This is a genomic window from Acerihabitans arboris (genome assembly GCF_010131535.1).
Classification (GTDB): Bacteria; Pseudomonadota; Gammaproteobacteria; order Enterobacterales; family Enterobacteriaceae; genus Acerihabitans; species Acerihabitans arboris.
Window position 1 is genome coordinate 163,540 of the sequence record NZ_WUBS01000007.1, and the last position, 13,659, is coordinate 177,198.

General features: G+C 63.1%; 12 protein-coding genes. 11 read left to right on the forward strand and 1 reads right to left on the reverse strand.

Features of this window, described 5'->3' with window-relative positions; translation table 11 throughout:
- Nucleotides 1-17 precede the first annotated feature (17 nt).
- The 11 genes from GRH90_RS11445 to treA all read left to right on the forward strand — a co-directional run bounded on the left by GRH90_RS11445 (nucleotide 18) and on the right by treA (nucleotide 12,320).
- A complete protein-coding gene (locus tag GRH90_RS11445) occupies nucleotides 18-989 on the forward strand; it encodes a FecCD family ABC transporter permease (RefSeq protein ID WP_246236007.1) in 972 nt (323 codons plus the stop codon).
- Nucleotides 986-2,020 carry a FecCD family ABC transporter permease gene (locus tag GRH90_RS11450; RefSeq protein WP_162366077.1) on the forward strand — a complete coding sequence of 345 codons (1,035 nt, stop codon included), beginning with the start codon at nucleotides 986-988 and terminating at the stop codon, nucleotides 2,018-2,020. The genes GRH90_RS11445 and GRH90_RS11450 overlap by 4 nt, the downstream gene beginning before the upstream one ends.
- Nucleotides 2,021-2,055: 35 nt before the next feature.
- Nucleotides 2,056-3,021 carry an ABC transporter substrate-binding protein gene (locus tag GRH90_RS11455; protein WP_162366078.1) on the forward strand — a complete coding sequence of 322 codons (966 nt, stop codon included), beginning with the start codon at nucleotides 2,056-2,058 and terminating at the stop codon, nucleotides 3,019-3,021.
- Nucleotides 3,018-4,166, forward strand: coding sequence for a PepSY-associated TM helix domain-containing protein (locus GRH90_RS11460; RefSeq protein WP_162366079.1), 1,149 nt, complete (start codon nucleotides 3,018-3,020; stop codon nucleotides 4,164-4,166). Before GRH90_RS11455 ends, GRH90_RS11460 begins: the two co-directional genes overlap by 4 nt.
- A 49-nt stretch (nucleotides 4,167-4,215) precedes the next feature.
- Nucleotides 4,216-5,118, forward strand: coding sequence for a MurR/RpiR family transcriptional regulator (locus GRH90_RS11465; protein ID WP_162366080.1), 903 nt, complete (start codon nucleotides 4,216-4,218; stop codon nucleotides 5,116-5,118).
- Nucleotides 5,119-5,331: 213 nt separating this feature from the next.
- Entirely contained in the window at nucleotides 5,332-6,084 is a 753-nt protein-coding gene (locus GRH90_RS11470) for an IclR family transcriptional regulator (protein WP_162366081.1), read from the forward strand.
- Between the two features lie 66 nt (nucleotides 6,085-6,150).
- The gene (locus GRH90_RS11475; protein WP_162366082.1) at nucleotides 6,151-7,740 is read left to right on the forward strand and encodes an OPT/YSL family transporter; all 1,590 of its coding nucleotides are present in this window, start codon (nucleotides 6,151-6,153) and stop codon (nucleotides 7,738-7,740) included.
- 66 nt (nucleotides 7,741-7,806) lie between these two features.
- A complete protein-coding gene (locus GRH90_RS11480; RefSeq protein WP_162366083.1) occupies nucleotides 7,807-8,736 on the forward strand; it encodes a DUF1177 domain-containing protein in 930 nt (309 codons plus the stop codon).
- 11 nt (nucleotides 8,737-8,747) lie between these two features.
- The gene (locus GRH90_RS11485) at nucleotides 8,748-9,428 is read left to right on the forward strand and encodes an AroM family protein (protein WP_162366084.1); all 681 of its coding nucleotides are present in this window, start codon (nucleotides 8,748-8,750) and stop codon (nucleotides 9,426-9,428) included.
- 112 nt (nucleotides 9,429-9,540) lie between these two features.
- Entirely contained in the window at nucleotides 9,541-10,245 is a 705-nt protein-coding gene (pepE, locus tag GRH90_RS11490; protein WP_162366085.1) for a dipeptidase PepE, read from the forward strand.
- 386 nt (nucleotides 10,246-10,631) lie between these two features.
- Nucleotides 10,632-12,320: an alpha,alpha-trehalase TreA gene (gene treA / locus GRH90_RS11495; protein WP_162366086.1), complete on the forward strand. Its 1,689-nt coding sequence runs from the start codon at nucleotides 10,632-10,634 to the stop codon at nucleotides 12,318-12,320.
- Between the two features lie 120 nt (nucleotides 12,321-12,440).
- Here the strand turns inward: treA and GRH90_RS25910 are convergent, their stop codons facing one another.
- The gene (locus tag GRH90_RS25910) at nucleotides 12,441-13,637 is read right to left on the reverse strand and encodes a hypothetical protein (protein WP_178113120.1); all 1,197 of its coding nucleotides are present in this window, start codon (nucleotides 13,635-13,637) and stop codon (nucleotides 12,441-12,443) included.
- Between the last annotated feature and the right edge of the window lie 22 nt (nucleotides 13,638-13,659).

Below are 13,659 nucleotides of genomic sequence, written 5' to 3' on the forward strand. Positions count from 1 at the left end.
GCCGTTTCGGACCGGCCATGGCGGCGGGCCTGCTGCTGCTGCTGTGCCTTGCGCTTATTCATCTCGGCCTGGGCGCGCGTTATATCGGCCCGCGAGAGCTTCTCCGCGCCCTGTTTTTTTATAATGCGCATAATTTCGATCATAAGGTGATTATCGAGCTGCGTTTAGTCCGCCTGCTGGCCGCCCTGCTCACCGGGGCGGCGCTGGGTATGGCCGGGACGCTGCTGCAATCCGTTATCCGCAACCCGCTGGGCGAACCGCATATTCTCGGCCTGAACGCCGGGGCCGCCCTGGCGGTGGTCGCGGCTTCGGCGCTCGGCGCGTCCTGGGGAGGCCTGACGGCGGCCCGTCCGCTGATTGCCGCCGGCGGCGCGGCGGCGCTGTTTACCCTGGTGATGACGCTATCCTGCGCGGGCCGCAGCGGCCTGACGCCGCTGAAGGTGACCTTATGCGGCGTGGCGTTGTCCTCGTTTGCCTCCTCGGTAACCGCCGCCATCCTGATCCTTGACGAGCAAACGCTGCTGGCGCTGCGCACCTGGCTGGCGGGCGATCTGGCCGGACTGGATTACCCCACCCTGCTCAGCGCCCTGGGGCCGATGCTGGCCGGCGCGCTGCTGGCGCTGGTTATCTCGCCGCGGCTGAATATTCTCGCGCTGGGAGACAGCGCCGCCATCGGGCTCGGGGTCAATATAGCCCGCACCCGCCTGCTGGGGCTGGCCGCCGCGGCCCTGCTGTGCGGCGCGGCGGTGTCGGTCGCCGGCCCCATCGGCTTTATCGGCCTGGTGGTGCCCCATATCGCGCGGCGGCTGGTTACCGGGGATATCCGCCAGGTTATCCCCCTTTCCGCCGTCGGCGGCGCGATACTGCTGCTGGCGGCGGACATTGCCGCCCGCGCCCTGATTGCGCCGCGCGAGCTGGCAACCGGCGTCATGACCGCGCTGCTCGGCGCGCCGGTCTTCATCGCCATCGCCGCGAGGCGCTTTAAATGAAAACCTTTTATCCCCTGCGGCTGGGGCCGCTTTCGCTGCTGCTGCGCCCGCCCGTCCTGATGCTGTGCGCGCTGCTGCTGGCCGGCGTGCTGCTGGCCGCCGCGGCGGGCGTGACCCAGGGCAGCCTGCCGGTGCCCGGCAACGCCATCCTGCGCGCCTTGTTTTATCCCGGCGACGGCGCGGCGGAACAGCGGTATATCGTCTGGGATATCCGTTTGCCGCGCATGCTGACGGGGCTGTTGTGCGGCGCCATGCTGGGCATGGCCGGGGCGGCGATGCAGTCCATTACCCGCAACGGACTGGCCGATCCCGGCCTTATCGGCGTCAAGGAAGGCACCAGCGCGGTGGTGCTGACGCTGGTGATCTTCTTTCCCGCGCTCAGCCTGATATGGCGGCCGCTGGCCGGCATGGCCGGCGGCCTGCTGGTGGCGATGCTGGTGATGGGGCTGGCGCGCGATTTTTCCCGCCCGCGGTTTATCCTGGTAGGCATCGGCGTCTCCTGGGCGTTTTCCGCGGCTATCGGGGCATTTATGACCACCGCCGATATTCGCGACGTGCAGACCGCCCTGGTATGGATGGCGGGCAGCCTGCACGCGGCCACCTGGGGCCTGCTCGGCATTACGGCTTTTTGGGGCTTGCTGGGCGGCGTCACGCTGTACGCCACCGCTCGCGCGTCGGATGTGGCGTTGCTGGGCGACGAGGCCGCCACCGGACTGGGCGTAAGGCTGCGCGCGCTGGCGCTGCTGCGTTTTACCGCCCCGGTATTGATCACCGCCGCCAGCGTCGCCTGCGTCGGCAGTCTGGGATTTGTCGGTTTGATCGCTCCGCATATGGCGCGCTTCGTGCTGCGCGGCGGACAGGTGTCATTGCTCAGCGGCAGCGCCCTGCTCGGCGCCCTGCTGGTGCTGGTCACCGATAATGTGGGCCGGCTGGCATTTGCGCCGTTGCAGATCCCGGCCGGTATCGTAATGTCGCTGGTCGGCGGCCCGTTTTTTTTACTGTTGCTATGGCGGCGCCGGGACCGGCTGTAGCGGCCGGCGGTGAACCCTTTAGAGAGATCGTGGATATGCGCAATGTGCTCCTGTTAGTCATGTTAATGCTGGCCGCCCCGCCGCCGGCGCCGGCCGCCGATGCGCCGCAAACCCAGGAATTCAAAGACGATCTGGGCCGTTCGGTACGGGTGCCGCTGCATCCCCGGCGCATCGTGTCGCTGCACGATCTGGATATCACCATTCCGCTGATCGAGCTCGGCGTGCCGCCCATAGCCAGCCATGGGCGCACCCGCGCCGACGGTTCGCACTACCTGCGCTCAAGCGGCATTTTGACCGGCGTCGATTTCGATAACTCGTCGATTGCCTTTATCGGCACCGCCGATATCGATATCGAAGCCATTGTCGCCGCCAAACCGGACCTGATTATCACCGAGCCAAGCCGCAATGTGCCTATCGAACAGCTGGAGAAAATCGCGCCGACCGTCAGTATCGATCATCTGATCGGCGGCGCGCCGCGCATCTACGCCAGGCTGGCCGTACTGACCGGCAGCCGGCCCCGGCTGGCCATCCTGGAAAACCGTTACCAGCAGCAGATCAACGCGCTGCGGCAGGTGATGGATACCCGGGGCATCACCGTCTCGGTGGTGCAGGCCAATAAAGGCAAAATCACCGTGCATCACACCTACCGCGCCCTGGGGCGGGTGCTGCGCGACGCCGGGTTCCGCTTTCCGCCGATCGTCGACGGCATCCGGGAGGGCGACAGGATCGATGTCAGCGCCGAACGGCTGCCGGAGCTGGACGCCGACTTTATCTTTGATACCTACCGCTCCGACGCGGGAGGCAAACCGCAGGATGAAATAGACGAGATGAACAAAGTGATGCCGCGCTATTGCGACTTCCTCAAGGCCTGCCGGGAGGGACGGTACATCGTGCTGCCGCGCGAGGAGACCATCTCCAACTCCTTTGCCTCGCTTAACCTGATGGTTTCCCTGGTGCAATCCCACCTGTCCGGCCGTCCTCTGCCCGCGCCGAAGCCATGACGGTATCCGGGAACGCGCCCGGGGCGTCGCCCACCCGCGCGCGCGTCTTCTACCGGTTGCACTGGTGGCTTGGCCTCGCCCTCGGCGCCTTCCTGTCGTTTATGGGCTTAAGCGGCGCCGTGATGAGCTTCGAGGATGACATCATGTTCGCATCCAGTCCGCAGGCCAGGGTGACGGCGCCGGCAAACGCCGCCGCGCTGCCGCTGGGCATGCTGATCGACCGGGTGATGAAACAACGGCCCGGCGACAGGCTGCTGTCGATACAGGTGGAACAGGCGCCGGACCGCGCCTGGACCGCGGCCTTTTTGCGCCCGGAGGGCGGGCGCAACCACCGGATATGGGTCGATCCCTACGGCGGGCAACTGCGCGGAGAGGCCACCGGCGCGGCGTTTTTCGCGACGGTGCGCAACCTGCACCGCTATTTGGCGCCGGGCGGCAACAAAGGCGGCATCGGCCATGCCATCACCGGCGCCGGCGCGCTGGGCCTGGTATTTTTTGCGCTGTCGGGGCTGTATTTGCGCCTGGGCCAGGGCACCCGCACGCTGAAGGACTGGCTGCGGCCCGATTTCCGTCTGCGCGGCAAGGATCTTTACCGCATGCTGCACCGGGTGTTCGGCACCTGGCTGGCGGCGGTCTATCTGGCGATCGCCTGTTCCGGCCTGTGGTGGTCGTATGACAGCTACCGGCAGGGACTGACCTGGCTGCTGTCCGACGGTCCGCTTAATCATGAAGCGCCCGTCCGGTCGAAAAAAGCCGCCGCGCCGGACGCCCCGCCGGTTGACTGGGACGCGGCGTGGCGGGTGGCGCGGCAACGTTATGGCGATAATTATCAATCGGCGCTGATTTTTTTGCCGCCGCCGGGGCGCGATATCCATATCCGCGTGCTGCCGCGCCACGCCGCCCATGACCGCGCCGGCGATGACCTGATCCTTGACGGCCGCAGCCTGGCGATAAGGCGCTTCACGCCCTACGCCGCCCTGAAACCAGGCCCCTGGATAATAAACAATATGGATCCCATCCATACCGGCATGGCGTTCGGCCTGGCGGGACGGATATTGTTCGCCCTGGCAAGCCTTGGCCTGCCGATGTTTTTTATTACCGGGCTGCTGCTGTACCTGCGACGGCGACGGATCGGGGATAGTTAGCCCAACAGGGTGGCGCTCGCAGCGGCGCCATACGACAGGAGACTGGTTTATGCACTCGAAAGCCCGTTATAAAAAATTACCGGCCGATCTGTTTGGCGATCGTTTCCGCAGCCGCGAGCACCTGTTATCGCCGCGCCTGCACGCCGTGGCCAGCTATATAAACCAGCACCGCCAGGTGATCATGGAGAATACCGCGCTGGAAATCGCCGCCGCCACGCAAACCTCGGACGCTACCGTGGTGCGCGCCATCCAGGCGCTGGGATTCGCCGGCCTGCGGGATCTCAAACGCACGCTGGAAAACCTCCATGGCCCGGTGCTCTCCTCGGCGCAAAAGCTGACCACCACGGTGCGGACCCTCTCCTATGATGTCGACTCCAGTATTGATTTCGTCATTGAGGGTCACCGGCGCGGTTGTGACGTCTTGGCTGAAAAGGACAACCGCCTGGCCATGGCGCAGGCAGTCGAACTGTTGATGGCCGCCGGCCGGGTCGGCGTCTTCGGCATCGGCGCCTCCAGCCTGCTGGCCGACTATGCCGCGCGCCTGCTTAACCGCATAGGCACGCCCGCCTATCCGCTGAACCGCACCGGCGTGGCCCTGGCGGAGCAGCTAATCGCCATCAAGCGCGGCGATGTGCTGATCATGATGGCGCAAAACAACGCGCACCGCGAAGGGCGGGCTACCCTGCGCGAAGCCAGGCGCCTGGGCGTGCCGGTAATATTGCTGACCTGGGCCGGCGGTTCGCAGTTTGCCCGCGAGGCGCATACCGTCATCCTGGTGCCGCGCGGCGGCGAAGGCGGCAAGGTGCCGCTGCACGGCACGGTGCTGGTATGCCTGGAGATGATCATCCTGTCGCTGGCCTCGGCGGCGCCGCAGGTGTCCATCAAGTCCATGGATCGCCTCCAGGGCCTGTACCAGGCCATCATGGGCGGCGCCCGATCGGCGGGCAAATAACGGCCCGGCGAACGGGTAATATGCCTTATTTTAGTGCAATGGCACCCATTTAGTGCAAAAAAATATTTTTTTCTTATTCACCCGCCGTCTCTCCCGGAAATATAGCCTTACTTATCAGTGCCGTTTCCGTGCCATTAACTATTAGCGGCACTGGCACGCCATTTGCTTAATAAACCACTATAACGGAACCGAGTTCCATTTTATGAGATCAGCATGAGCATACTGAACAGCACCGCCGCGATTTTACGCCTGATGAGCACCCTGAAACGCGGCGTGACGGTGACCGACCTGGTCGAACACCTGCAGTTTCCCAAAAGCACCGCTTCCAGGGTGCTCAAGCAGCTGGCGGAAGCGGGCTTTTTAGATCGCGACGCCAGCTCGCTGGCCTACCAGCCCGGCCTGATGCTGCTGGAGGTTACCCATCTGGTGCGGCGCAACTCCTCGCTGACGGATCTGATCGAGCAGGCGCTGCGCGATCTGTGCAGGCTAACCGGCCACACCGGCTATTTGTCGGTGCTTGACGGCAGCGATGTGCTGGTGCTGCGCGTCATACCGGGCGTTCACGCGCTGCGGGTGATCAGGAACGCGGGATCGCGTTCGCCGGCCTGGGGCACGTCCACCGGCCGCGCGCTGCTGGCCAGGCTGCCGGATACCCAGCTGGATGCCCAGTTTCGCGCCGCGCTTTCGCCCGCCAACGACCTGCCGATGCATTTCACCCAACTGATGGAACAGCTGGCGGGCGTGCGCCGCTGCCATTGGGCATCGGCGGTCAATGAGGCGGTGGCCGGCGCGGCGTCGGTGAGCTGCGCGGTAGGCGATCCCCACAGCGGCGAAACCGTGGCGTTTTGCCTCACCTTTCCGGCCTCGATGGCGGACGACGCTGAGATCCAGCGCCTGGCCCGGCTGTTATGCACGGCGGCCACGCAAATCGGCAAGAAGATTGGCGATCCCTACTGGTTTCGCTAATGCCCGCGCTACCTATCCCGGTTAATCCGTATCGGTCTGTTTTGTTTCATTTTCCAGGAGTTATTTATGTCACATCCTCAGCACCCCAGCAGTTTTAACCCGGGCACCTTGCTGTTCCTGACGGTACTTAGCATATTCGGCGCGGTCATCGGCATCCAGCTGCTGACCACGCTTGGCGTTACGCCCAATACCTCGATTATCGGCGCCCTGGTGGCAATGATTATCGCCAGGGTGCCGTTGCAGCTGTTCAAACGTTTCCGCTCCATTCATATCCAGAACCTGGCGCAAAGCGCCATTTCCTCGGCCACCTTCGGCGCCGCCAACAGCCTGCTGCTGCCTATCGGCATTCCTTATATCTTCGGCCGGCCGGATCTGGTGCTGCCGATGTTTATCGGCGTGTCCCTGGCGATGCTGCTGGACGGCTATTTGTTATACCGGATGTTTAACACCACGGTCTTTCCGGCCACCGGCGCCTGGCCTCCCGGCGTCGCCGCGGCGGAATCCATCAAGGCCGGCGATCGGGGCGGCCAGCAGGCGGGCATTCTCGGCGCCGGCCTGGCGCTGGGGGCGATAGGCTCCTGGTTTAAATTTCCCATGGCGGCGCTGGGCACGGCGTTTATCGGCAATATCTGGGCGCTGTCGATGTTCGGCATCGGCCTGCTGATCCGCGGTTATAGCGTGCCGATAACCGGTTTCGATATTAATAAGAACTATATCCCCCACGGCATGATGATCGGCGCCGGGCTGGTGGCGCTGTGCCAGGTGATCGCCATGATCCGGGGTAAAAAACTCGATATCGCCAGCTGCACGGCCGCCGACCTGAGCGCGGCCGAAGCCGATCGCCGCCATATCCTCGGCTCCCTTGGGCTGGGCGCGGTGGGTTATATCCTCATTGCCGCGCTGATTGCGCTCGGCGGCGGGCTGTACGCCGAGATGCCGGTGGGCATGCTGCTGGCGTTTATTGTCTACGCCGCCTTTGCCGCCTTTATCCATGAATTGATTGTCGGCCTGGCGGCCATGCATTCCGGCTGGTTCCCGGCGTTCGCCGTGGCGCTTATCACCCTGATCATCGGCATTATGATCGGCTTCCCGCCGGTGGCGCTGGTGATGCTGTGCGGTTTTTCGGTGGCGACCGGACCGGCGTTCGCCGATATGGGGTACGATTTAAAAGCCGGGTTTATCCTGCGCGGCAACAACGCCGATATCGCTTTTGAGCTTGAAGGGCGGCGCCAGCAGCTGTTCGCCGCCATGATTGCCTTTGTCATCGCCATTCCGGTGGTCTACCTCAGCTACCGGGGCTACTTCGCCCAGGGGCTGGTGCCGCCGGTGGCCAAAGTCTATGCCGCCACCATCCAGGCCGGCGTTTCCCCCGATATTGCCAAATCCCTGCTGATATGGGCGGTGCCGGGCGCGCTTATCCAATGGATCGGCGGTTCTTCGCGCCAGCTGGGCGTGCTGCTGGCCACCGGCCTGCTGATTGCCAATCCGCTGGCCGGCTGGGCGGTATTGATCGGCATCGCGATACGCCTGCTGGTGCTGCGCCTGGGCGGAGAAAAACGGCGCAACCAGCTGGAAATTTTCGCGGCGGGGCTGATTGCCGGCGACGCGCTGTTTAGCTTTTTTAATTCGGTATTTGCCGGCAAAAGCGGTAAATAACGGCGGCGCCGCCAGCCGCGGCGCCCTGTCACACAGATTAACCTGACAATTATTTGAGAGATATTTATGACTTTATTACAGACCCTGCACGTATTCGAAGCCTTTGACTCCGCCTTTGCCAGCGGACAGACCGTGGCGCAACTGCTGGCCGGCTATCCGGCGGCGCAGGTCAGCATCACCGAAATCAGCGGTCCCAAGGGCAAGACCGATTTTGTCAAGGTCGTCATCCCCGGCACCGATGGTAAACGCGGCGGCGGCACGGCCCCGACGCTGGGCATTGTCGGGCGGTTGGGCGGCATCGGCGCGCGGCCTACCCGTGTCGGCCTGGTCTCGGACGCCGACGGCGCCGTTGCCGCCATTGCCGCCGCCGTCAAGCTGGCGCATATGCAAACCCAGGGCGATAGCCTGCCCGGCGATGTGATCATCACCACCCATATTTGTCCCGATGCGCCGACCCGGCCGCACGAGCCGGTGGATTTTATGGATTCGCCGGTGGAAACCGAGGATATGAACGCGCAGGAAGTGTTGCCGGAGATGGACGCGGTGCTGTCCATCGACACCACCAAGGGCAACCGTATTATCAACCACAAGGGATTTGCCCTGTCGCCCACCGTCAAGCAGGGGTATATTCTGCGGGTCGCGGAAGATCTGCTGCGCATTATGGAAATGACCAGCGGACAGCTGCCGGTGACCTTTCCCATCACCACCCAGGATATTACCCCTTATGGCAACGGCGTGTTCCATCTGAACAGCATTTTACAACCGTCGATTGCCACCGACGCCCCGGTGGTGGGCGTGGCCATTTGCGCGCAAAGCGCGGTGCCGGGCTGCGGTACCGGCGCCAGCCATGAAATTGATATTGCCGCCACCGCCAAATTCGCTGTGGAAGTAGCCAAGGAATTTACCCGCGCGACCTGCAGTTTTTATGATAAAACCGAATACGACCGTCTGCTGGAGCTTTATGGTTCCCTGGCCCATTTACAGCAACGTCGATAAACGAGGTGATTATGTCCGCATCATTACTGGGTACCCTGACCATCGGCCAGGCGCCGCGCGCCGATATCACCCCCATCCTGGAGGAGCACCTGCCCGCCGGGGTTGAATGCATCCATATGGGGGTGCTGGACGGCCTGGATCGCGACACTATCGCCCGCCGCTTCCCGGTGCTGCCCGGCGAGGCGGTGCTGACTACCCGCCTGCTGGACGGCAGCGCCGTCATCCTGGGGAAAAGCGCGGTGCGCGAGGCGGTGCAGGCCAAGCTTGACCAGCTTGAACAACTGGGCTGCCGGACCATCGCGCTGCTGTGCACCGGTGAATTCCATGGCCTGGGCTGCAAACGCGCGTGGCTGATGGAGCCCGACCTGCTGGTGCCGCCGGTGGTGACGGCGCTGACGGTGGAGCGCCAGGCCGGCATCCTGGTGCCGCTGCCCGAGCAGATGGCGAGCGAGGGCGCCAAATGGCGAGCCCTGGCGCGTCCGCCGGTGTATGCCGCCGCGTCGCCCTACGGCAGCTCCGCGGCGCAGCTAACCGCCGCCGCACTGGAACTCAAGGCGCAGCGGGCCGACGTGATTGTCATGGACTGCATGGGCTATACCGAACATCATCGCCGGATAGTGCGTGAAGCCACGGGGCTGCCGGTAATATTATCGAACGCCCTGCTGGCCCGCCTGCTGGCCGCCCTGCTGTAGCGGTTGCCGCATGGCGGCCGCTTCGGTCGCGACCGCGCCGCCGTTATTTTTATCGCATGGCGGCCACGCCACATGCGGCGTGGCCGCCATGGTTTTGTTAAGGAGTGTATTTATGGAACTGCTGTTATTGAGTAATTCAGTGCTGCCCGGCAACGGATATCTTGACCATGCCGTCGACCCGATGCGCGCGCTGTTGAAAGATCGCCGCAAGGCGCTGTTCGTGCCCTTTGCCGGCGTAACCGTTCCCTGGGACGATTATACCGCCAGGGTCCGCCAGGCCATGGCCCCGCTGGGCGTCGAGCTGCAGGGCGTGCATACGCTGGACAATGCCGTGGACGCGGTGGGTCGGGCCGAGGTGATTATCGTCGGCGGCGGCAATACCTTCAATTTGCTGAAATGCTGCCGTGAGCGCGGCCTGCTGTCCGCTATCGCCGGCCGTGTGCGCGGCGGCGCGGCCTATATCGGTTGGAGCGCAGGAGCTAACCTGGCCTGTCCCACCATCTGCACCACCAATGATATGCCGATCGTGGATCCCGGCGGTTTTGAGTCGCTGGGGCTGGTGGATTTCCAGATCAATCCCCACTATACCAATCAGCTGCCCGCCGGACACCAGGGTGAAACCCGTAACCAGCGCCTGGCGGAACTGCTGCGCGCCCGTCCGGAAATGACCGTTATCGGCCTGCCGGAAGGCGACTGGCTGGAAGTCGACCACGGGCAAACGCGGCTGGCCGGGCCTTATGACGCGGTATTATTCCGCGCCGGCCAAGAGCCCGTCACGCTTAAACCCGGCCCGACCCCGTTGCCGACGACGTTCTGATCCTCGCTTGCGGACCGCTCCAGGCATGTAATGACTGGAGCGGTCCGCCGCCTCGCCTATTCCCGCCCGCCCCCCCAATAATAATCATTTATTCACTCTTATTATTAAAATAAATAGTGATTGTATTTATATATATTGAAGCAGTAACGATTGCTTAATAATTTCTTCATTCTGTTATTTTATATTTTAATAATTTATGTACTGGCGAAAATCCTAACTTAACCAATAGTTTGAACCAGCCCTCATTTCCAGCCAAATATATCCTCACCAGCGGGAAATGCGGCTAAAATCGCTAAACCTTGCGGATTCAATGGCATATCCATGCCGTCAAGCGCCATGTTCAGTACCTCGACGAAGGCGCGTCTATAGATAAAAAGGAGATACCCATGCTGGTGCCTTATTCTGGTCGATTAAGGAACATGCTGTTGGCCGTAGTGCTGGCGATCGCAAGCGGACCCGCCGTTACCGCCGTAGCCGCGCCAGCGCAGGCCGCGTCCGGCCCCCTGGTGCTGGCGGCCGCGCCGCAGCCGCCCGATATTTTGTTTGGGCCGCTGTTCGAGGCGGTGCAGCAGGCCAAGATTTTCCCGGATCAGAAAACCTTTGCCGATGCCGTGCCGCGCGAAAATCCGGCCACGATCCTCGCGCAATACCAACAACAGCGCGCCCAGGCCGGTTTCGATCTCAAGCGTTTTGTCGACACCCACTTTATCCTGCCCACGGAAGGCAAACCCTACCATCCGCCTGCCGGACAAACCCTGCGGCAGCACATCGACGGACTCTGGCCGGTGCTGACCCGCAAAACCGACAGCGTACAGCCCTATGATTCACTACTGCCGCTGCCGCAAAGTTACGTGGTGCCCGGCGGACGCTTCCGGGAAATTTATTATTGGGACAGCTATTTTACCATGCTGGGCCTGGCCGAAAGCGGCAACTGGCGGCTGGTGAAAAACATGACCGATAATTTCGCCCATGAGATCGAGACCTACGGTCATATCCCCAATGGCAACCGCAGCTATTACCTGAGCCGCTCCCAGCCGCCTTTTTTCTCGTTTATGGTTGAATTGCTGGCGACCCATGAAGGCGAGGCGGCCTACGCCCGTTACCTGCCACAGCTGAAAAAGGAGTATGACTACTGGATGCGCGGCGCCGACGGCCTGGCGAAAGGCGCGGCCGGCGAACGTCTGGTGCGCCTGGACGACGGCAGCCTGCTGAACCGCTATTGGGACGATCGCGACGTGCCGCGCACCGAATCCTATATGGAAGATATCACCACCGCCGCCAAGGCGAAAAACCGCCCGGCGGCGGACGTGTATCGCGACCTGCGCGCCGGCGCGGCATCCGGCTGGGATTTCAGCTCCCGCTGGTTAACCGATCCCCAGGATCTCGCCACTATCCATACCACCGACATTATCCCGGTGGATCTCAACGCCCTGCTCTACCATCTGGAGCAAACTCTGGCCCGCGCCAGCAGGGCGGCAAGGGCGCCGCGGGATGGGGAGCGCTACGCCCGGTCGGCCGATGAACGCCGCCAGGCCATTAATCGCGTGTTATGGAACCCGCGGGACGGTTATTACACCGACTATGACTGGCGGCTGAAAAAAACCAGCGGTCCGATTACCGCCGCCACGGTATTCCCGCTGTTTGTGCATATCGCGCCCCGCGAGCGCGCGGTCAGCACCGCGCACGCGGTACGCGAACAACTGCTCAAGGAGGGCGGATTAGCCACCACCACCGTCAATACGGGGCAGCAGTGGGATGCTCCCAACGGCTGGGCGCCGCTGCAGTGGGTAGCGGTGCAGGGGTTGCATAATTATGGCCAGGACGCCCTGGCGCAGTCCATCGGCACGCGCTTTTTGCAGAACGTGCAAAAGCTGTATGACGCGCAGCGAAAGCTGGTGGAGAAGTATGTGGTTGAAGGCGAAGGACTGGGGGGCGGCGGCGGCGGCGAATATGCGCTTCAGGACGGCTTCGGCTGGACCAACGGCGTCACGCTCAAGCTGCTTGACGCCTACTGCGGCGCGTTGACGGGCTGCAAAAATACGGACAGCGCCCCGGCGCCGCAGCCGGCCCCTTAACAAGCAAGGAGCGCGCCTGGCGGCGCGCTTCCCGCTACCAGCACATCCAACTCAAGGTCCCACGGCACGGCAGGCCCGCTAACTCCCGTGTTCAAACCCGGCGTGTTAAGGGAGCTTGCGTCAGGATTGCGCTTTTTTCTTCTTTTCGTCAGCCACTTCCTCCACCACGATTTGGGCGGTATCCGTCACCGCCGTCATCGCCCATCCTACCGGCCCACGGCTGACGCTTAACGCTCCTTGCGCCAGCCCCTTCAGGCCGCCGGAGAACACCTCGCCCAGGTTCCTCGCTTCGCCGATATTATTGAAGAACGGCGCGGCAATGGATTTAAGTATGGGAATATGGGACAGGAAATCGCCAATCCGGCCCATCGCCCACTGGAAGTTATCCTTATTGGTGCCGTCAAGCCGCACATGGGTATCCTTGGTATCCGGCAGTTGCCCGTTCTGCGGCAAAGCCGACAGCCCCTGCTCGGCAATATCCTTCAATACCCCGGCCTCGGTGCCGTGACGCGCGTCGCCGCTTTTGGTAATACCCTCAATCTTGCCGTTGGTATGCACCTTGCCACGATCGCCGTCCTCACGATTTCTCAACGCCTTGATACTGTTCAGCACCTTCGCCATATTATAAGCGGCATCGGCGCGGCTTTCCGCATCCTTATTACCCGCTGTCCAGTCGCCAAAGCGCGCCTTAAGCTGGTCGACCTTGATATCCTTTTGGTTGCCCAGGTTTTTCAGCACGTCGTTCTCGTTAATGATCTGGTCGGCCGAACGGTTATCCCCCGGCGGCCTGCCGCGTAGGTTCTCATCGGTCGGCGCGATGCTTACATTCTTCTCACTGGCGCGCGTCGTCGCCGCGCCGGCGCCGATCTGCCCAACCGCTCCGCCGCTCTCCGCGGCTGCCGGGCACGCATCGCCCCCGGAGCAGGATAACGTCGCCGCCGGTAGCGGCGGCGACGCCGCGCCGGTGGTTTCACCACCGGAGGATCCCTGGCCGGACCGGGACAACAGCTGCGCCAATAGCCGGCCGACATATTGGCCTATCAGCGCCGCCAGGTTGCTTTGCCGCGCCGCGCCGTCATCCTCCACCCCGCGCGACATATCCCCACTCCCGCGGAAAGAAGCTACGCCCGCCAGGTTGTCCAGGTTACCGGCACCGGATAACGACGGCATACCCGCATACCCCACCGCGGTATTGCCCGGCGCCCCATCGGCATGCGGATCGTTCGCGGCGCCGAACGTCAACATCCGTTCCGCCCCGGGCTTGGCGCCGCCCGTGGGCGCGGTGGCTGCCGGACCCGGCGCGGCAGTTGAGGACAAGCCGGTTTTCCCCGGACTCGCC

Bases quoted from the DNA above. Each gene is read 5' to 3' on its own strand.
- GRH90_RS11445 (WP_246236007.1), top strand. From the start codon at position 18: ATGGCGGCGGGCCTGCTGCTGCTGCTGTGCCTTGCGCTTATTCATCTC.
- GRH90_RS11450 (WP_162366077.1), top strand. From the start codon at position 986: ATGAAAACCTTTTATCCCCTGCGGCTGGGGCCGCTTTCGCTGCTGCTG.
- GRH90_RS11455 (WP_162366078.1), top strand. From the start codon at position 2,056: ATGCGCAATGTGCTCCTGTTAGTCATGTTAATGCTGGCCGCCCCGCCG.
- GRH90_RS11460 (WP_162366079.1), top strand. From the start codon at position 3,018: ATGACGGTATCCGGGAACGCGCCCGGGGCGTCGCCCACCCGCGCGCGC.
- GRH90_RS11465 (WP_162366080.1), top strand. From the start codon at position 4,216: ATGCACTCGAAAGCCCGTTATAAAAAATTACCGGCCGATCTGTTTGGC.
- GRH90_RS11470 (WP_162366081.1), top strand. From the start codon at position 5,332: ATGAGCATACTGAACAGCACCGCCGCGATTTTACGCCTGATGAGCACC.
- GRH90_RS11475 (WP_162366082.1), top strand. From the start codon at position 6,151: ATGTCACATCCTCAGCACCCCAGCAGTTTTAACCCGGGCACCTTGCTG.
- GRH90_RS11480 (WP_162366083.1), top strand. From the start codon at position 7,807: ATGACTTTATTACAGACCCTGCACGTATTCGAAGCCTTTGACTCCGCC.
- GRH90_RS11485 (WP_162366084.1), top strand. From the start codon at position 8,748: ATGTCCGCATCATTACTGGGTACCCTGACCATCGGCCAGGCGCCGCGC.
- pepE (WP_162366085.1), top strand. From the start codon at position 9,541: ATGGAACTGCTGTTATTGAGTAATTCAGTGCTGCCCGGCAACGGATAT.
- treA (WP_162366086.1), top strand. From the start codon at position 10,632: ATGCTGGTGCCTTATTCTGGTCGATTAAGGAACATGCTGTTGGCCGTA.